Source organism: Streptomyces sp. TLI_053 (genome assembly GCF_900105395.1).
Classification (GTDB): domain Bacteria; phylum Actinomycetota; class Actinomycetes; order Streptomycetales; family Streptomycetaceae; genus Kitasatospora.
Genome location: NZ_LT629775.1, coordinates 4752831 through 4771180 on the forward strand (window position 1 = coordinate 4752831; position 18350 = coordinate 4771180).

Here is an 18350-nt window from a genome sequence, read left to right on the forward strand (position 1 = left end):
CCGCTGTCAGCATTCCGGCACAGTTGCCCCGATCACGGCCGCCGGGACGGGCGGGATACTGGGGGCATGGGTGACGGGCGTGACGAACGACGGGCGGGACCGCTGCCGAGCGGGCTCCGGATGCCGTGCCCGTCCTGCGCGGAGGGCGTGCGGACGGAGGCGCGGATGGGCCTGCGCGGGGGCCGGACCGGCACCGGGCACATCCCGCAGACCTGCCGCCACTGCGGCGGCCTGGGCTTCCTGGGGCTCGCCCTGCGGGAGTGACGCCGCCTCAGCCGGCCAGCGGGGCGTCGACCTGGTTGCGGTCGACGGTGAGCGTCGCCCCGCCGTAGGTCTCCTCGACGTTGCCGCGGTACTGGTGGACGCGCTGGTGCGAGGTCCAGAGGTCCGGGGCGAGCGCCCCGCCGCCCGCCGTGTCGGCCCGGTCGTCCCAGCGGGCGTACCAGAGCGTGTCGGGCAGCGGCGAGCTGCCGGCCCGGGCGGCCGCGGCGAGGTCGGCGATGCCGGAATCGAGACTGGAGTAGAAGCCGGACCCGTAGCCCGCCAGGTGCAGGGCCTGGGTCCAGCCGAGGGTGAAGTCGACCACGGCCTGCCCGCACGCCGGGTCGCGCGACGGGTAGGCCTCGATGTCCAGGAAGACCGGACTGCCCTTGCCGAGCCCGACCGCCTTGAGGCCGGCGACCGCCTCGAGCGCCTCCTCCCGGCCCTGCCGGACCGCCCGCGCCGGGTCGATCCGCTTCGGCTTGCGGCTCAGCTCGCTGCACGGTGCCTGGAGGCCGACGTGGACGGGCAGGAAGCGCCACCCCATCGCCCTGGCCTGCCGCACCCAGTCGGCGCCGAGCCTCGGCTGGGCGCAGCCGCGCTGGCTCCCGCTGGTGTAGATGCCGACCGCCCCGTACGGCGAGGAGTCGCGCCAGGCCCGCATGGTCTCCAGCGGTGGCGCGGTGCAGGCGTCGAAGGCCGCGCCGGTGAAGAGGTCCCGGGCCCGGGCGGCGGGCGGACCGAACCGGTCGGGGAGGACGGTGACCCGGATCCGGGGGGCGGCGGCGACCACCGGCACGGTCTCGTCGGCGCTCGCGCCCGGACCGCCGGCGGCCAGCAGCAGGACGAAGGAGGCGGCGGCGATGGCCGCGGGGCGGAGATAGCGCACGCCGCCTTGATACTGACGGAACGTCGGACAACCGCGGCAACCGCGCCGCACGGGCCGGGAAAGCCCACCCTTTCGGACGCACCCGTCCGTATCCGTCCCGATATTTGTAACGAGCTTGCTGCCCGGTGGCTCCTTACGGCAAACTCGCCTTCATGCCCACGCCCCACCTCAGCGAAACCTCCGCCCCGACGACGGCCTCCGCCGTCGCCGAGGCGCTTGTCATGCCGCCCGCCCCCAAGGGCGAGCCCGCCGGCGAGCGGGGCGGCTGGCGACGAGGCGGGGCGCCCGCGGAGGGGCTGCCACCGGACCCGCGACCCGGCCGACCGTCCGGCCGACGGTTCCCGAACTTCCTGCGGCGCCCGGAGAGGATCCCGGCGCCGCTGCTCTGTCTGACGGCGATGTTCCTGGTGCAGACCGGGATCGCGTTCTCCAAGCCGCTGTTCGGCCCGCTCGGGGTCAGCGGCACCACCTTCCTCCGGCTGGGCTTCGCGGCGCTCGTCCTGCTCGCCGTCACCCGGCCCCGGTTGCGCGGGCGCCGGCCGCGCGACCTGGCCGCCGCGGGTCTGCTGGGCATGGCCTCGGCCGGGATGACCCTGCTGTTCGCCGGGGCGATCGACCGGCTGCCGATGGGCACCGCCGCCACCATCGAGTTCCTCGGCCCGCTCGCGGTGGCGCTGTTCTTCGCCCGCCGCGCCAGCCACCTGCTGTGGGCGCTGCTCGCGGCCGGCGGGGTCGCCCTGCTGACGCTGCTCGGCGAGGGCGGGGAGGGCGGCACCGGACTGGACCCGGTCGGCCTGCTCTGCGCCTTCGGGGCGGCGGCCTGCTACGCCGCGTACATCCTGTTCACGGACAAGGTCGGGGCGGCGTTCCAGGGTTTCCAGGGGCTGGCCGTGTCGATGACGGTCGGCGCGCTGGTGGTGGCGCCGTTCGGGCTCGGCGAGGCCTGGGACGGACTGTCCGCGCCGGACGCCTCGCCGCTGTTGCTGCTGCTCGCGGTCGCCGGGGTGTCACTGCTGCTGCCGGTGATCCCCTACGCGCTGGAGATGACGGCGCTGCGGCGGATGCCCCAGCGGGTCTTCAGCGTGCTGGTGAGCCTGGAGCCGGCGGTCAGCGCGCTGGTCGGGCTGGTGGTGCTCGGACAGCTGCTGGGCGCGTCCCAGCTGGCGGGCATCGGCTGTGTGGTGGTGGCGAGCGTCGGGGCCACCCTGACCGGGCGGCGCTGAGCCGGGCCGGGGCGAGCCGGGGCGAGCATCCGGTCGATGCGCGCCCCCGGCCGTCCGCCGCGGTACGTCGGGTGCTGCGGGTGCTCCCGGCGCCTCGGGTCCTTCAAGTGCTCCGGGTGCTGTGGGTGCCTCCGGCACCCGGGTGCTTCAGGGCCAGAGCAGGGTGCGCGACCACTCCGGGGTGAGCACCGGTCCGGTTCTGGTGTAGCGGAGGCGGACGTGGTGGCGCTCGGCCTCGCCCTGCCAGAACTCGACCTCGTGCGCCCAGAGCGTGTAGACGGCGTGCCCGGCGGCGACCGCGTCCGGGGTGGCCTCCAGACGGCGCCGGGCCACCGCCACCGCCTCCTCGTACTCGGCCGGCGAGGCCAGCGGCTCGCTCTGCCGCCCGACCAGCGCGCCGATCCGGGCATCCGGGGAGCGGGTGGCGAACTCGGCCGCCGCGACCAGGTCGGCGGCCCGTTCGACGGTGCCGCGGACCCGCACCTGCCGGCCGAGCCGGGGCCAGTAGACGGTGAGCGCGGCGGCCGGGTGGTCGGCCAGCTGGCGGCCCTTGGGACTGTCGGCGGCGGCGGAGAAGACCCAGCCGGTGCCGGCCGCGTCCACGTCGCGCAGCACCAGGACGCGGGCGTCCGGCAGGCCGTCGGCGTCGACCGTGGAGAGGGTGAACACCTGCGGGTCCAGCACCCCGGCGTCGACGGCGGTGGCGAGCCAGTCGACGAAGAGCGGGCCGGGCTCGGCCGGGGCCGCCCCGGTGTCGAAGCCCGGCAGCGGGCGGGCCATCGGCGGGCGGCCCAGCATCAGCTCGGGCACGGAACGGGGCTCGGACCGCGCTTCCGGGCGCGGCTCCGGGCCCGACCCGGGACCGGGTGCGGGCGTCGTCCCGCCCGGGCCGCTCAGGTCCTCGTCCTCGGCTGCCATCGCGCCCTTCCTTCCGGTTGCCGCCGCCGCAGCCCCTCGCCGGACGGGCCGCCGGGGGCGCCGGGCTCGGGGGTGCACTGTCGGAGCGCAACCGTACCGCCGCACGGTGACGGCTCAGGGCGCGGGCCCCGCGCCGGCCCGCCCGCGCCTGCCCGTGCCCGCCCCCGGGAACGGGCGGCCGCACCCGGTGCGCCCGGACACGCCGGAACACTCCCGGCTCGCCCGGACACGCCGGACACGCCCGGACACGCCCGTGGGCGGCACCGGTGCTCGGTGCCGCCCACGGGGCCGGTTCGCGGTGACCCTTTCCGCTGCCCGGTTGCGCACTGTGCGATCCGTTCCGATCGCGGTTCTTCCGATCCACTTCGCGGTCCGCTCCGGACCCGTCGCGGGTGCTCAGCCCACCCGCGTCCGTCCCGGCCGGCCCCGGTGCCCCGTCGACGGCGCCCCCGCCGTCGACGGCTCCCGGTCGGTGCCGGCACCCGGGACGTCCCGGTGCCCGATCGCCCGGGCGCTCAGTGGAAGATCGGCGCGAAGACGATGCTGTAGTTCTTGTTGGACTGGCCGGCCAGGATGGTGCCCGAGTTGTCCTTCACCGCCAGGGTGTTGGACTGGTTCGAGGCCCCGGAGCCGGTCGCGGTCTGCTGGTTGGAGATGTAGTTGCCGTCGACCGAGCCGAAGACGTTGCCCGTCCCGACGTTCGACACCACCCCGCTGTTGGACCCGTCGTTGGCGAGCGCGCCGTTGTCGGCGGCGGCGGCACCGGCACCGGCGAGCAGCAGGCCGGCCGCGAGCGGGGCCGCGAGCAGCACACCGGCGGTACGGCGGATTCGGTTGCGAGCCATGGGAGCCTCCAAGAAACGGTAATCGTGCATTGGGTGCGGGAGTTCGCCGGCCAGACGAACACCTGCGGGCTGCGACGCCGGGTCACAGACTTCCGCAACAAATCGACAAAGCACCACCCCCGGGTGCCCTTTTCGCCCTTTAGCGTGATATCCAGCAGCCCCGCGCATAACTGCGAACGATCCTGGAAGCGCGCCGACACACCGCCGCCGACCTGGCATTTCGCCCGAACGGTCGGACACGACCGAGTCATCGGGGGCGGCGCGAAGGGGGCACACGGACAACCCGGCGCACGACCCTGGCGCGCGAAAGAGACAAACACGCCCCCGCCAGGTGCGGTCACGCCACCGTGTCGATATTTCAGGCCATCCTGCGACAGTCTGAAAATCCTGAGAACAATACCTTTGTTGCCCCGCCAGAAAGGCCGGTCAAACCGCCTTGCCGGGATTGAGGATCCCCAGCGGATCGAAGACCGCCTTCAGCTGCCGCTGCAGCTCCACCGCCACCGGCCCCAGCTCCCGCGCCAGCCACTCCCGCTTGAGCAGCCCCACCCCGTGCTCCCCGGTGATCGTCCCGCCCAGCTCCAGCCCCAGCGCCATGATCTCGTCGAAGGATGCCTGCGCCAGGGCGGACTGCTCCGGGTCCGCCGCGTCGAAGATGACGATCGGATGGGTGTTTCCGTCCCCGGCGTGACTCACCACCCCGATGGTCAGCCCGTGCCGCTCCCCGATCGCCGCGACGCCCTCCAGCATCTCGGCCAGCCGTGAGCGCGGCACCGCCACGTCGTCGATCATCGTGGTGCCCAGCCGGTCCAGCGCGGGCAGCGCCAGCCGACGCGCCTCCAGCAGCAGCTCGGACTCGGCCTGGTCCTCGGCCGGCACCACCTCGGTCGCCCCGGCCGCCCGGCACAGCTCGCCGACCGAGGCCAGCTCGGCCACCCGGTCCGGACCGTCGAAGGCGACCAGCAGCAGCGCCCGGGTCGACTCCGGCAGGCCCATCCGCCCCAGCTCGTTGACCGCGCGCACGCTCACCGGGTCCATCAGCTCCATCAGCGAGGGGGTGAAGCCGCGCGCCATCACCTCGCAGACCGCCGCACCCGCCGAGGCCGTGCTCGGGAACTCCGCCGCCAGGGCCAGCTGCGGGGCGGGGGCCGGCCGCAGCGCCAGCACGGCGCGGACCACGACCCCCAGGGTGCCCTCGGAGCCGACCAGCAGCCGGGTCAGGTCGTAGCCGGCCACGCCCTTGGCCGTCCGGCGGCCGGTGGACAGCAGCCGTCCGTCGGCCAGCACCACGTCGAGACCGAGCACGTACTCGGCGGTCACGCCGTACTTGACGCAGCAGAGCCCGCCCGCGCCGGTCCCGATGTTGCCGCCGATGGTGCAGGACTCCCAGCTCGACGGGTCGGGCGGGTAGGCGAGCCCCGAGGCGGCCGCCGCCCGGGAGAGCTCGGCGTTCACCACCCCCGGCTCGACCACCGCGATCCGGTTCACCGGGTCGATCTCCAGGATCCGGTTCATCCGCAGCATCGACAGCACGATGCAGCCGTCGACCGCGTTGGCCGCGCCGGACAACCCGGTCCTGGCCCCCTGCGGGACCACCGGGACGCGCAGCGCGGTGGCGGTGCGCAGCACGTGCTGCACCTGCTCGACCGTCTCCGGGAAGACCACCACGGCCGGGGTGCCGGCCGGGCAGAAGTCCGCCATGTCGTGCCGGTAGGCCTCCGTCACGTCCGGGTCCACGGCCATCGCCCCGGGCGGGAGGCCCTCCGCCAGCCGGTCCGTCAGGTCACTCATCGCCGCCTCCGCCCTCCGCCGCCCGTCCCCGTCCGCACTCTGCCCGCCGTCCGCCCGCCCGGCAAGTGCGTCGGGGCGGCACGTACGCCGGGCCGGCACGTACGCCGGGGCGGGCACACAGGGGGCGGTCAGGCCCGGCGCAGTACCGGCGAGGCCAGCGCGAGGACCCCGGCGGCCGCGGTGGCCAGCGCGCAGAGGGCGATCGGCAACCGGGGTCCGGCCGTGTCGGCGAGCAGGCCGAGCACCCCGGTCGAGAGCACCAGCGCGGCGCTCTGCACCAGGGTCAGCAGCGCCTGCACCCGGGAGAGATGGGTGTCCGGCGCGGCTCCCAGCACCAGCGGCCCGAGCCGGCCGGCGAACAGCCCCGACCCCGCGCCCGTCAGCAGCCCACCGGTCACGGCCGCCGCCGGGACCGGCGCCGCGGCCAGCAGCGCGATGCCCGCGGCGGCGGCGCAGAGCCCGGCCGCCGCCTCCGCTCCCGCCCCGCGCGGGGGCCGGCCGGGCCGGGCGCCCCGGCGGGCGAGCAGGACCGCCACCACCAGGACGCCCGCGCCCTGGGCGCCCGCCACCAGACCGGCCGCTCCCGCGCCCCACCCGGCGGACCGGGCCAGCAGCGGCCCGAGCAGCGAGACCACCGGCAGCACCGCCCCGGCCGCGGCGCCGGCCAGCAGCAGCGCCGCGCGCAGCAGCCGGTCGCCCGACACCAGCCGCACCCCGGCGACGGCCTCCCGGACCGGACCGGAGGGCCGTTCCGTGCTGTTCCCGGCCGTGCTGTTCCCGGCCGTGCTGTTCCCAGCTGTACCGATCCCGGCCGTGCTGTTCCTGGCCGTGCTGTTTTTGGCCTTACCGATCCCGGCCGGCGGGGCCGGGCGCGGGTCGGACACCGGCAGGAGCAGCAGGACCAGCAGCAGGACGGCGAAGCTCGCCGCGTCCGCCAGCGCCGCGGCGGGCAGCCCGCCCGCCGCGACCAGGGCGCCGCCGAGGGGTGCCCCCAGCAGGGCGGCCGCCTGACCGCCCGCCTGGCGCAGCGCCAGGGCCCGCGGCAGGTCCGCCGCGGGCACGAGCAGCCGGGGCACCGACCCGCTCGCCGGGAGGTAGAACGCGTCCACCACGCCGATCACCAGCGCCGCGAGCAGCAGCAGCCCGAGCGGACTGCCCAGGACTCCGGCCGCGGCCGCCAGCGCGAGCGTCGCGGCCAGCATCACCGCGTCCCCGGCGAGCATCACCCGGCGCGCGCCCCGCCGGTCCGCCACCGCGCCGCCGACCAGGACCAGCGCCGTCCGGGCCGTCGTGATCACGGTGAGCACCAGACCGGCGGCCGCCCCGCCGTGCGCGGCGGCGGCCCAGCCCAGGGCGAAGGCGAGGGCGGCGTCGCCCAGCGCCCCGAGCTGCGCGCCGGCGAGCCAGCGCAGGTACGGCGCGGGCAGCGCCGCCCGGCCCGGGCGGGCCCCGGCGGAGGCGGCTGCGTCGGCCTCGCCGTCCCCGGCGGCGGGCACGGCGGCGGCATCGCCGGTGGGCGTGCGGTAACCCGTGGTCGTCATGCGCGACGACGCTAGGACCCTCGACCGGCTTCAGGGCAACCGCCGGACCGCCCGGGCGCGGGTCACCGCCGGGCGCGGATCAGGCCCGGACCACCGGCTCCTGCAGCTCCGTCACCCAGTCCGCCCGGTCCTCGGGGCACTCCAGGTAGAGCTCCCGGGCATAGCCCGCCGAGCGGTAGCCGTTCTCCTCGACGAAGCGCGCCAGCGCCTGGAACGAGCCCAGCGCCTCGTCCATCGAGCCCCGGTGCACCACCGTCGCCGCCGCCTCGACGGCCGGCAGCTCGACCACCGCGAAGCCGTGCTCCTCGCCCGTGGCCGTGCCGGTCCCGGCCGCGACCGGCACGGCGACCCGGATCAGCACCGAGCCGTCGCCGTCCCCGGTGTCCTCGTAGCGGGCGACGGACGGCCCGGCGGCCGCGACACCGGCCGCCGCCAGACGACCGCAGAGCTCCTCGAACAGCGGGCCGACGACCGGCCCGATGTCCTGCGGCTCGTAGCTCGCCGCGACACCCGACAGTTCGGCCGCCCGGACCGACGGCAGCCGCTTCACCACAACGTCCTGTGCGGACATGGTCCCCTCGCTCTCGATCGTCCGGAGCCTCGTCTCCACCCGGGCCAGCCGTTCCACGTCCGCGGCGATGGCTGCGGCGAGCTCGGCCCGCCGCAGCCGCAGCATCCCGCGCAGCTCCGCCGGGTCCACCTCCTCGTCCAGGACGGCCCGCACCTGCTGCAGTGTGAAGCCGAGTTCCTTGAGGGCGATGACCCGGTTGAGCCGGGCGAGCTGGGACGCCTCGTAGCAGCGGTAGCCGCTCGACGGGTCGACCCGGGCCGGCCGGAGCAGTCCGACGGCGTCGTAGTGACGCAGCATCCGGACCGACACCCGGCCGTGCTTGGCGAAGTCTCCGATGTTCAACATGGTCCCTCCATTGCAGGACCTCACACGGTGTCATGGTCAAGCCCCGGGCCCCGCCCGCCCGCCCGCCGTCCCCCGGCGGGCGGCGCGCGGTGGATCAGTCGGTCACGTCGAACCCCCGCCGGTCCCCCAGCGTGCGCAGGCTCCGCTGGCCGGGGACCCCGTTGGCGTCCTCCCCCGCGTAGCCGAGGCTGCGCTGGAAGGCCGCGTACGCCTGTACCGTCCGGGTGCCGAGCGAGCCGTCCACCCAGCGCTGCTCCAGGAAGCCCTCGTCCGCGAGGGCCTGTTCGACGATCCGCACCTCGCCCCCGTAGGTCTGGTGCCCCTGCTCGGCGCCCGGGTCGGTGCGGGCGGCCGCGACCACGTGGGCGAGCGACACCCGGCGCGGCGAGGGCAGCCGGCCGAGCAGCCGGCGCAGCGACCCCTCCCCCGGCACACCGTCGGCGTCCGGCCCCGAGTACCCCAGACTGCGCTGGAAGTCCCGGTAGTTGAGCGTGTCGGCGTCCCGCCAGTCCTCGTCCGGGCCGGCCGCGTAGTGCCCGCCGAAGCCCTGCCGGACGAGCGCCTCGCCGACCTCCCGGACCTGCGGTCCGTGCGCTCCGTAGCCGTACTCCAGCCCGTTGATCGTCACCCGGTACCGGGCCGGCCCGGGATCGCCGGCCGGGCCGGAGTCCCCGCGCGGCGTGGGCACCGGCGCACCGCCGGCCGCCGCGGCGATGCCGGGCAGCACCACCTCGCGGAACTGCCGGGCCCGGACGTCCCCCGGGCAGGCCGTACCGCCGTCCGACCACTGCGGGAACATCCGGTGCACCCCGAAGCCGGGCGCGTCCCACTGCGGGCAGATCCGCACCGGGATGCCGTGCCGCTGGTGCAGCCACACCCCGAGCGCGACCAGGGCGGCGACCTGGGCGTCCGTCCAGGGATCGCTGCTCGTGTCGTCGCTGGCCGTCTCCACGCTGACCGCGCCGGTGCCGTCGGCCCTGCGGTTGGCGCCCATATTGGCGTCGGCACGCGTCTCGGTGCCGACGAACTGCCCCACGCCGCCGTCGTATCCGACCCCGAAGTGCGACTCCAGGTTGGTCGAGTCCCGCCAGTACTCGTACATCCGCCGCGGCGTCCACGGCGCCGCCACACTGTGGAAGACCACCTGCGTCGGCGTGATCGCCGGCTGCTCGTCCGACTCTGGCTGGAGCTCCATCTTCTCCGCGCCGGGGTACCAGGCCATCCGTCTCTCCTTGCCGGGCCCAGGGCACTTCGCCCCTTACGCCCGAACACACGAGACCCGGCCCTCCCCGGAACGACGCATCCCCCACAAACCCCCCGTTCAGGTGAAAACGGGGCACTTCCCACCCCGAAAAGCACGAAGGCGGGTGCCGACCCTGAGGTCGACACCCGCCTTGAGCAGGTGGTTCTTCTCCTACCGGCGGAGAGCGTGGGATTCGAACCCACGGTACGGGGTCACCGCACGACAGTTTTCAAGACTGTTCCCTTAGGCCGCTCGGGCAGCTCTCCAGGCGGAGGTCAGCCTAACGGGTCCGGTGGGGTTCGGTGCACCGGGTTTCCGGGGTGGGGCGGGGGTCAGTCGCCGACGCGGGTGCCGAGGGTGACCTTGGTGGTGGCGGTCTGGCCGTTGCGGGTGTACTCGACGTCGACGGTCTCGCCCGGCTTGTGCGTCCAGATCTTGCTGACCAGGGCGGGGCCGTTCTCGATCGGGCTGCCGCCGAGCTTGGTGATCACGTCGCCCGGCTTGAGGCCGGCCTGGTCGGCGGCGCCGCCGGGGGTGACGGCCGGCTGGCCCTGGATGTCACGGGTCTGGATCTGCGCGCCGTCGCCCTTGTAGTCGTCGTTGCGCAGCACGTCGAGCTTGGCGTAGACCGGCTTGCCGGTCTTGATCAGGGTGTCCGCGACCCACTTGGCCTGGTTGACCGGGATCGCGAAGCCCAGACCGATGGAGCCGGCCCGGCCGTTGCTGGAGGCGTTGGACTGGATCGCGGAGTTGATGCCGATCACCGCGCCCGAGGAGTCCAGCAGCGGACCACCGGAGTTGCCGGGGTTGATCGAGGCGTCGGTCTGCAGCGCGTTCATGTACGAGGCCTGCGCACCGGTCTCGTCGCCGGAGGCGACCGGGCGGTCCTTGGCGCTGATGATGCCGGTGGTGACGGTGGACTCCAGGCCGTACGGGGCACCGATGGCGATGGTGGAGTCGCCGACGTTGACCTTGTCGGAGTCGGCCAGCGGAAGCGGCGTCAGCTTGCCCTTCGGCGGGGTGTCGAGCTTGATCACCGCGACGTCGTAGCCCTCGGCGCGGCCGAGCACCGAGGCGCCGTAGGAGCTGCCGTCGGCGAACTTGACGGTCAGTTTGCCGCCGCTGGTGGAGGCGGGCGCCACCACGTGGTTGTTGGTGAGGATGTGGCCCTCGGTGTCGAAGACGAAGCCGGTGCCGGTACCGGACTCGCCGTTGCCCTGGGCCTTGATGGTGACGACGCTGGGCAGCGCCTTCTGCGCGATTCCGGCCACCGAGCCCGGGGCGGGCTCGTTCTTCTGGGTGTTGTTGGCCTGGACCGTGGTGGAGCTGCGGTCGGCCTTGGCACTGACGGAGGTGTCGTCGCGGTCGGCGACGGCCACTCCGACCGCGCCGCCGGCCACACCGGCCACCAGGGCCACCGCCGCGACCAGGGCGATCAGACCGCCGCGCTTCTTGCGCGGGCCGCCGGGACCGGGGGCGCCGGGGTACTCGCCCGGGTAGCCGAGCGGGCCGCCCGGACCGCCGGGGGCCCCGGGCGCGCCGGGGGCGATGTCGTGGGAGCCCCAGCCGCCGAGCGGCTGGCCTGCGCCGAACGGGTGGTGGTGCTGCCCGGTCGCACCCGGGGCCGGCGGGGCGGCGGGCGTCCCGTACGGGTCGTGCTGGGCCGCGGCGGGCGCCGCGTAGGGGTCGTGCGGGGCCGACGGCGCGCCGTACGGGTCGTGCGCGGCGAGGGCCGGGGGCACCGGGGTGCCGGGGGCCGGGGTGGCGTACGGGTTGCCGCCCTGCGGGGCGGCCGGGGCGGCGGGCGCCGCCGGAGCCGGGGCAGGCGGCAGGACCGGCGGCGGGGCGTCCAGGTAGCCGGGCTCGGCGGCCGGGGGTGCGGCGGGCGCGGCGGGCGCCGGCACCGGCGGGGCCGCCGGCTCGGGGGCCGTCAGCTTGCCGAACGCCACGGTGGGGGTGAACCCGCCGGAACCCCCCTCGACGGCCGGAGCCGACGGCTCCGCCGCGGGGGACGGGCCGGCCGCACTCTGCTGCGCCGGACCGTCAGCAGGGGAACCCACCACCCCCTGGCCGCCGGAGGGCTGCTCCCCCTGCGGCCCGGTGGACCCAACCTCGCGCTCGGTGCTCACGGACGACCTCCATCGCTGACAGGACCAACAACCATAGTTTTTCGCACACTCGATTCGATTGCCGTAAGGAGCCTTCTGAAGAACTCATAAGAATCCTTAGCCCGACCAGACGGACGCCCCGGACGCCGCCCGCCCGGCCCCCTGGCCTTGGCGTTCTTCCCCGTGCCCGCTAGCCTGTCGCTCCGAACTGACACGCGGGAGCTTGGACCCACCAGGCTGAGAGTGCGCCGGTCGACCGTACGCCACGGGATCCGTGGACGGACCGTCGAGGGGGCGCAGACCGCCGGAACCTGTCCGGGTAATGCCGGCGTAGGGAGATATCGGCCGTGCCGCCTGCCTCGACGTCCTCGACGTCCTCCTCGTCCTCGTCCTCGGCGACCGCCGTCCTGGAGCCCCAGACCCGGGTCGAGGCGCCGCTGGTGCTCGACACCGAGCCGCCCCGCACCCTCCGCTTCCGCGACCACTTCGCGCTCTGGATGAACCTCGGCGTCTCGCTGATCGGCTTCACCACCGCCGCGACCGTGCTCGGCGCCAAGGGCAGCGAGCTGTCGCTGGCCGCCGCCGTGACCGCGATCGTGGCCGGCACCGCGGTCGGCACGGCGATGCTCGGTGTCGCCGCGCTGATCGGCGCCCGCACCGGCGCGCCCGCCATGGCGACCCTGCGCGGACTGTTCGGCACCCGGCTGTCCTACGTGCCGACGGTGCTCAACATCGTCCAGTGCATCGGCTGGGGCGTGTACGAGCTGCTGACGATCGCGCTCGGCGCGCAGACCGTCGTCGGCACCGAGGGCTACCGCTGGCTCTTCGTCGTCCTGGCCGGCGCGATCACCACCGCGCTGACCATCTGGCCGCTCGGCGCGATCGCCGTGCTGCGCCGCTTCGTCGCCGTCGCGGTGGCGGTGGCGATGGTGTACTTCACCGTCCAGCTCGGCCGGAACGGCGTCGCCGACCCGGGCGCGGGCAACTGGCACGGCTTCCTGCGGGCGACGGACGCGATGATCGCGGTGTCCATCTCCTTCGTCCCGCTCGCCGCCGACTACACCCGGCACTCGCGCACCCCGCGCTCGGCGTTCTGGGGCAGCTTCTCCGGCTACACGGTGGCGCAGGTCTGGTGCTACGTGCTCGGCCTGATGGCGCTGCTCCAGGCGGACGGCGACCCCGACCGGATCTTCGACTCCTTCCTGGGCGTCTGGGCGGGCTGGCTGTTCCTGCTGGTGCTGGTGCTGCGCGAGACCGACCAGTCCTTCGCGAACGTCTACTCGACCGCGATGTCGATCCACAACCTGCTGCCGAAGGTCGACCGCCGGGTGCTCACCGGCGGCACCGGCGCGCTGATCACCGTGCTCGCGCTGCAGATCACCGCGTTCACCGACTCGTACTACGCCTTCCTGGGGCTGATCGGCTCGGTCTTCGTGCCGATGTTCGCGGTGCTGGCGGTCGACTACTTCCTCGGCGCCGGGCGGCGCGGCTGGGACCTCTCGGACGGGGCGCCGTCCCGCTGGCTGATGCTGCTGCCGTGGGCGCTGGGCTTCGCGGTCTACCAGCTGATCGCGCCGACCGCGGTGGCCGGCTGGTGGACGGACTTCTGGACGTCCGCGCAGGAGCTGCTGCACTTCACCCCGCAGGAGTGGACCTCGGCCTCGCTGTTCGGCTTCCTGGTGCCCGCCCTGGCGACCTGGGCGCTGACCCCGTTCACCCGCGGCCGGGCCGCCACCGCCGCGCGCTGACCGGGCGGCCCGGGGCGGCCCCCGGAACGCCCCGGGCGGTCGTCCGCCGAAATGTCCGCCGAATGCCGAATGCCCGGGGAATTCCGGCGGAACTCCCGCGGAACGTCCACGGAACACCGGTCCGACTCTGCTCGGAACGCCTGCGGAGCACCGCCGGGAGCCGGGCGGAACACCACGGGAGCACCCGCCGGAACACCACGGGAGCGCCCGTCGGAACGCCCCCCGCCGCGCGACGGAGTGACGAAGTCGGCCCCCCGGGTTGGGGCCGACGTCGCCTCCGTGTCACTTCCGCCGCCTATCGTGGGGGGTGTGACCAGCCCTGATGTCTCACCCGTGACGGCCCGCACCGACCGGAGCGTCCAGGTGATCGCCCACCGCGGTTCCTCGCACGCCCTGCCCGAACACACCCTCGCCGCCTACCGCAGGGCGCTCTCCGAGGGGGCCGACGCGCTGGAGTGCGACGTCCGGGTGACCGCCGACGGACAGCTGGTCTGCGTGCACGACCGGCGGATCGGCCGGGTCTCGGACGGCCGGGGCACGGTCTCCGCGATGACCCTGGCCGAGCTGGAGTCGCACGACTTCGGCGCCTGGAAGACCGGCAGGCCGAGCGAGGACCCGGAGCTGCGCGGCGTGCTGCGGCTGGAGAGCCTGCTGGAGCTGGCCGTGGACTCCGGGCGCCCGGTGGACCTCGCGATCGAGACCAAGCACCCGGTGCGGTTCCGCGGCCGGGTGGAGTCCGAGCTGCTGCGGCTGCTGGACCGGTTCGGCGTCGGCGGGGCGGGCGCGGGCCGGGGCACCGACGCGGCGGCGACCGGCGCCGACCACGGCGTCAGCGCCCGGATCATGAGCTTCTCCTCCGTCGCGCTGGCCCGGGTGGCGGCCGCGGCGCCGCAGTACCCGAGGGTGTTCCTGTTCGAGCGCGGCCTGGTGCTGCGCGGGCGGCTGCGCCCCGGTGCGCCGCTGCCGGGCGGGGCGCGGATCGCCGGACCGGGCATGGACCTGGTGCGGGCCCGGCCGGGGCTGGTGACCAGGCTGCGCGAGCTGGGCCACCAGGTGCACGTGTGGACGGTCGACGAGCCGGCCGACGTCGAGCTGTGCCTCGAACTCGGCGTGTCGGCGATCATCACCAACCGCCCGGCGGAGGTGCTGGCCCAGCTCGGCCGGTGACGGCGCCCGGCCCGCGGCGGTGCCGTGTTCTGCCGCGATCTGCCGCGATCCGCCGCGTTCTCCCGCACGGTGCGGTGCCGTGCCGCACGGGCAGACCGTGGAGCCGTGGTGAACCGTTCAACCACTGTGACAAGTTGATCGTCTTGGTAGGGACTCAAACCTTTCGGCAACGATTTCTGGCGCAATTCATACAGTTTCACGACGGAGGGTGAGCGCGGAATCACCTGTCGCGCACCCTCGGTAGACCGGCCTGAAATGACCGCGCGGGATCGCCGCCCGGTCGTTTCCGACGTATTGCCAAGGGGCATCCATCCCTCGGCATACGCTGAAGGAGGTCCGGGGGTGGCGTTGATGGTGGCGCGTGAAGTGCCGACTTCATCGACCATGGCAGTGCCGCACGGCCCAGCGAGTGTCGGGGTCGCACGGCGCCGACTGCGTCGAGATCTGGGAGACCGGGAGATACCGCAACCGGTCATTGATGATGCTGTTCTGATCCTTTCCGAGCTTTTGAGCAACGCCTGTCGCTACGCCCGGCCGCTCGGGCCGCTGCCGGCCCTCGGCCGGGGCGCCCGCGCCGAGGCGGCGGAACCGCTGCTGGTCGGCGCACCGCCCCGGGCGGTCGGCCCGGCGGCACCGGCCGCCGCTCCCGGCGAGCCCGACGAGGACGCGGGCGGCGTACTGGTCCGCTGGCAGATGCACGCCGACGGGGTGCTCACCCTGGAGGTGACCGACGGCGGCTCGCCGACCCGGCCCGCGCCGTCCAGCCCCTCGCTGACCTCGCACGGCGGCCGGGGACTGAGCATCGTGGACCAGCTGGCGAGCGACTGGGGCGTGCGCGACGCACCGGGCGAGGTGACGGTCTGGGCGGCTCTCCCGGCCCGGGCCCGGCACGCCCGGCGGACGGCCGGCTGACACCGGGAGCCCCGAGGACCGGCGCACGGCGGCGGACCGCACGGGCGCCCGCCGTCCGCCGGGCCCGCACCGCCCGGGCGGCGGGCCGTGCCCGCGCCCCGGTGTGCGCCACACTCCCGGGGAACGTCAGTAGGCTGCCCGGAGCACAACACCACCGTTCCCGGGAGAGCCGCACCATGGGCAAGAAGGCCGCCAAGAAGGCGCCGCAGCGCAGCCAGTCCACCCCCGCCGTCACGGGCGACATCCCCGTGGTCGGGGCCCGCGAGGACTGCCCCTGCGGCTCGGGCCGCCGCTACAAGGCCTGCCACGGCCGCGAGGCCTCGCACGCGGTCCAGGAGCTCGTGCACCGCCCGTTCGAGGGCCTGGCCGGCGAGGCGGACTGGGTGGCGCTGCGCGAGCTGGTGCCCGCCGCCACCGTGCCGCTGACGCTGGCCGCCGGGGTCGCCGAGGGCGCCAACGGCGAGGTCCCGTCGGTCACCCTGGCCACCGTGCTGCCGCTGGCCTGGCCCGCGCTGCGCCGCCAGGACGGCTCGATCCTGCTGGGCCTGCAGACCCAGTCCTCCTCCGGCGACCTGAGCCGCGACCTCGGGGACGCCCTGGAGCTGGCCCTGGCCGCCGAGCCGGGCTCGCCGGTGCCGGCCCGCCGGACCGTGCCGGGCGGCCGCCGCCTGCAGGACCTGCTGGACCCCGCCGCCGCCTTCGAGCCGGCCGTGCACACCGGCTTCGAGTTCTGGCTCGAGGACGCCGAGACCGCCACCGGCGAGGTGGCCGCCTCGCTGGAGCGCGCCAACGCCTCGGCGATCCCGACCGAGAAGCTCGCCGGCCTCGACTCGGCGTACTGGTGCGGCACCCCGGACAAGAACCACCTGCGCTGGGTGATGACCGTGCCGGAGGAGCAGCTGCTGGACGCGCTGGCCCGGCTGACCGCCGCCGAGAAGTCCTCGCTCGGCCCGGACACCCGTCTGGTCGGCTCGTTCCGGGCGCACGGCCTGACCGTGCCGGTCTGGGACCTGCCGGTCGACATGACCGCGGCCGACTGCGAGAAGCCGGCCGCCGAGTTCGCCGAGCTCCTCGCGGCGACCCTCGCCGACCCGGCTCCGCTGACCGCGGACGAGCGGCGGGCCCGGGCGAACCTGGTGAACCGTCAGGTCACCCTGAACTAAAGGCGGGTCGCAAGGAACGCCGCCGACCGCCCGTTCGACGTGATACGCGTCACATTGTCGCCCGCAACCCGCAATTTCCGGGCTGCGACGGCGTCTTGGAAATTGGCGCGGGCGCAGATCCTTGTTACTGTCTAAAGAGTCCGGTCGCTGGTGCATCCCCCGTCGCCAGCGGCCGGATCTTTTGTTTTTCCGAACATCCCACGCCAACGCGGGTCGGCCGTGCCCGATCGATACGCCGGGCGCCCCGGTCGTACCGCGCGGGCAGCGGCCCGGCCGCGCCGTCAGTAGGCCGAGCGGCCGCTGTCCAGCTGGACCGCCGCGTCCACCAACTCGCCCAGCAGTGGACCGACCTGGGGCAGCCAGACGCCGCCGTCGGCGCCCTGACGGGGCGGCAGCACCCAGCGCACCCGGTCCCCGGCCCCGCCGCCGGGCGGCAGCGGCAGGAATCCGCCACTCCCGTGGTAGCGCAACGACCCCGGCACCCAAGGGAGTTGGACGAGCATCTCGCCGAGCGCGTCGAGCGAGTAGGGGGCGACCAGCATCGCGTAGCGGTCGGGCATGGCCAGCACCGGGCCGAGCCGCAGCCGGAGTGCGGCCAGATAGGCGAGCGCGCGGGCCCCGGCCGCCGCCGGCAGGCTGACCGCGGAGACCGTCCGGCCGGTCGCGACCAGCACCGGCGCGTCGGGGCAGCGCCGCTCCCACCACCAGCGCACCATCCGGGCGTCGGCGGTGGCCGCGAGCAGGGTCGGGTCGTGCGGGTGGGCCCCGGGCACCGGGCAGTCCTCGTCGCCGCAGGAGCACGCTCCGCCGGCGAGCAGGACGGTTCCGGGAACCACGGGCCAGCGGTGTTCGGTGGCTGCCGACAGGGCCCCGGCCAGCCGGGCCGCCCGGGCCGCCGACCGGCTCCTCGGGTCGTCGCGCAGTGGGTTGTCACGCATTGGCACCCGTTCCTTTCCGTGACCGCTCGAAGGCTCCGGCCCGCGGCCGCCGGGCCGGCCGCCGCCACCGGCCGGGGACGCCGGACGGCCCGCGCACCGGACGGAGGGATCGGACCGGGAGCCGGGCCGGGGCCGAACGGCGGGCGGGGCGAGCGGCGGTGCGGACGGCGGTGCGGACTGCGGCGCGGGCCTGGAGCACGCGGTGGAGCACGATGTGAAAGGGCCGCGGAATAGAACAGCCCTTGGAACGAGAATCCCGTATGCGACCGGATGGACGCCGCCCGGGCGCGGTTGGTTCCACCGTACGAGTGAGTCGCTTCCGGCCGGCCCGGCCGGCCGGCGGTAAAGGCATACGATCCGGACGGCCGCCGGAACCGTCCCCTCGGTTCTGCCCGTTCACCGGCCGCTCCATGCCCGCCGGGCGGAGCCCTCGCACCCCGCCGGACCGTGGTGCGAGCGACCGGCGCGCGCGGAGCAGAACGCGCCCCCGACCGGGCCCACCAGGCCCGGAACCCGCCACCGGCCTTGTCCCGACTCTGGACATGCCCCGAATGGCCTGTGTAGAAGTGGTGGCATTGCTGTCGATCAATGACGAGTAGTAGCGAATCGAGGCGAAACGCGCCCCTTTGGCCGTGCTCGCTCCAAACGGCCGTCCCCCGGGGGGTTCCGCATGATCCGCGTGACACG

General features: G+C 74.9%; 15 protein-coding genes and 1 tRNA gene. 6 read left to right on the top strand and 10 right to left on the bottom strand.

From position 1 onward, the window contains the following. Window positions 1-66 precede the first annotated feature (66 nt). Window positions 67-264: a hypothetical protein gene (locus BLU95_RS42360; protein WP_159424945.1), complete on the top strand. Its 198-nt coding sequence runs from the start codon at window positions 67-69 to the stop codon at window positions 262-264. A 7-nt stretch (window positions 265-271) separates the two neighbouring features. Here BLU95_RS42360 and BLU95_RS19130 read toward each other — a convergent pair whose 3' ends face one another. Then, window positions 272-1150, bottom strand: a complete 879-nt coding sequence (locus BLU95_RS19130; protein WP_093861108.1) for a DUF1906 domain-containing protein — start codon at window positions 1148-1150, stop codon at window positions 272-274. 152 nt (window positions 1151-1302) lie between these two features. Here BLU95_RS19130 and BLU95_RS19135 point away from each other — a divergent pair, with 152 nt between their 5' ends. After that, window positions 1303-2373, top strand: coding sequence for an EamA family transporter (locus BLU95_RS19135; RefSeq protein ID WP_231978641.1), 1071 nt, complete (start codon window positions 1303-1305; stop codon window positions 2371-2373). 147 nt (window positions 2374-2520) lie between these two features. On the opposite strand, the gene BLU95_RS19140 is transcribed toward BLU95_RS19135, so the two are convergent. The 8 genes from BLU95_RS19140 to BLU95_RS19175 form a co-directional block, all read right to left on the bottom strand. Then, window positions 2521-3291 (bottom strand): pyridoxine/pyridoxamine 5'-phosphate oxidase, encoded by a 771-nt coding sequence (locus BLU95_RS19140; protein ID WP_231978642.1) that lies wholly within the window; start codon window positions 3289-3291, stop codon window positions 2521-2523. Between the two features lie 515 nt (window positions 3292-3806). Continuing rightward, window positions 3807-4136 carry a hypothetical protein gene (locus BLU95_RS19145; RefSeq protein WP_093861109.1) on the bottom strand — a complete coding sequence of 110 codons (330 nt, stop codon included), beginning with the start codon at window positions 4134-4136 and terminating at the stop codon, window positions 3807-3809. 426 nt (window positions 4137-4562) lie between these two features. Beyond that, window positions 4563-5927, bottom strand: a complete 1365-nt coding sequence (locus BLU95_RS19150; protein ID WP_093861110.1) for an FAD-binding oxidoreductase — start codon at window positions 5925-5927, stop codon at window positions 4563-4565. A 128-nt stretch (window positions 5928-6055) separates the two neighbouring features. Continuing rightward, entirely contained in the window at window positions 6056-7468 is a 1413-nt protein-coding gene (locus BLU95_RS19155; protein ID WP_093861111.1) for an MFS transporter, read from the bottom strand. Window positions 7469-7547: 79 nt separating this feature from the next. Beyond that, on the bottom strand, window positions 7548-8384 hold the full coding sequence (locus tag BLU95_RS19160) for a MerR family transcriptional regulator (protein WP_093861112.1): 837 nt from the start codon (window positions 8382-8384) through the stop codon (window positions 7548-7550). 94 nt (window positions 8385-8478) lie between these two features. Beyond that, window positions 8479-9606, bottom strand: a complete 1128-nt coding sequence (locus BLU95_RS43330) for a peptidoglycan-binding protein (RefSeq protein ID WP_197698772.1) — start codon at window positions 9604-9606, stop codon at window positions 8479-8481. Window positions 9607-9805: 199 nt separating this feature from the next. Beyond that, window positions 9806-9893: transfer RNA gene (locus BLU95_RS19170), tRNA-Ser, on the bottom strand. 66 nt (window positions 9894-9959) lie between these two features. Then, window positions 9960-11756 (bottom strand): S1C family serine protease, encoded by a 1797-nt coding sequence (locus tag BLU95_RS19175; protein ID WP_231978643.1) that lies wholly within the window; start codon window positions 11754-11756, stop codon window positions 9960-9962. A gap of 326 nt (window positions 11757-12082) precedes the next feature. On the opposite strand from BLU95_RS19175, the gene BLU95_RS19180 reads away from it, so the two are divergent. The 4 genes from BLU95_RS19180 (at window position 12083) to BLU95_RS19195 (ending at window position 16725) form a co-directional block, all read left to right on the top strand. Next, entirely contained in the window at window positions 12083-13483 is a 1401-nt protein-coding gene (locus BLU95_RS19180; protein ID WP_231978644.1) for a purine-cytosine permease family protein, read from the top strand. 309 nt (window positions 13484-13792) lie between these two features. After that, window positions 13793-14650 carry a glycerophosphodiester phosphodiesterase gene (locus BLU95_RS19185; protein ID WP_231978645.1) on the top strand — a complete coding sequence of 286 codons (858 nt, stop codon included), beginning with the start codon at window positions 13793-13795 and terminating at the stop codon, window positions 14648-14650. Between the two features lie 507 nt (window positions 14651-15157). Further along, window positions 15158-15562 (top strand): ATP-binding protein, encoded by a 405-nt coding sequence (locus BLU95_RS19190; protein WP_353653573.1) that lies wholly within the window; start codon window positions 15158-15160, stop codon window positions 15560-15562. A 176-nt stretch (window positions 15563-15738) separates the two neighbouring features. Next, entirely contained in the window at window positions 15739-16725 is a 987-nt protein-coding gene (locus tag BLU95_RS19195) for a DUF5926 family protein (protein WP_093861114.1), read from the top strand. Window positions 16726-17006: 281 nt separating this feature from the next. On the opposite strand, the gene BLU95_RS19200 is transcribed toward BLU95_RS19195, so the two are convergent. Continuing rightward, a complete protein-coding gene (locus BLU95_RS19200; RefSeq protein WP_093861115.1) occupies window positions 17007-17663 on the bottom strand; it encodes a bifunctional DNA primase/polymerase in 657 nt (218 codons plus the stop codon). Between the last annotated feature and the right edge of the window lie 687 nt (window positions 17664-18350).

What these genes read in the sequence shown, in the direction of transcription:
- BLU95_RS42360 (WP_159424945.1), top strand. Translation starts at nt 67, where the DNA reads ATGGGTGACGGGCGTGACGAACGACGGGCGGGACCGCTGCCGAGCGGG.
- BLU95_RS19135 (WP_231978641.1), top strand. Translation starts at nt 1,303, where the DNA reads ATGCCCACGCCCCACCTCAGCGAAACCTCCGCCCCGACGACGGCCTCC.
- BLU95_RS19140 (WP_231978642.1), bottom strand. Translation starts at nt 3,291, where the DNA reads ATGGCAGCCGAGGACGAGGACCTGAGCGGCCCGGGCGGGACGACGCCC.
- BLU95_RS19145 (WP_093861109.1), bottom strand. Translation starts at nt 4,136, where the DNA reads ATGGCTCGCAACCGAATCCGCCGTACCGCCGGTGTGCTGCTCGCGGCC.
- BLU95_RS19150 (WP_093861110.1), bottom strand. Translation starts at nt 5,927, where the DNA reads ATGAGTGACCTGACGGACCGGCTGGCGGAGGGCCTCCCGCCCGGGGCG.
- BLU95_RS19155 (WP_093861111.1), bottom strand. Translation starts at nt 7,468, where the DNA reads ATGACGACCACGGGTTACCGCACGCCCACCGGCGATGCCGCCGCCGTG.
- BLU95_RS19160 (WP_093861112.1), bottom strand. Translation starts at nt 8,384, where the DNA reads ATGTTGAACATCGGAGACTTCGCCAAGCACGGCCGGGTGTCGGTCCGG.
- BLU95_RS43330 (WP_197698772.1), bottom strand. Translation starts at nt 9,606, where the DNA reads ATGGCCTGGTACCCCGGCGCGGAGAAGATGGAGCTCCAGCCAGAGTCG.
- BLU95_RS19195 (WP_093861114.1), top strand. Translation starts at nt 15,739, where the DNA reads ATGGGCAAGAAGGCCGCCAAGAAGGCGCCGCAGCGCAGCCAGTCCACC.
- BLU95_RS19200 (WP_093861115.1), bottom strand. Translation starts at nt 17,663, where the DNA reads ATGCGTGACAACCCACTGCGCGACGACCCGAGGAGCCGGTCGGCGGCC.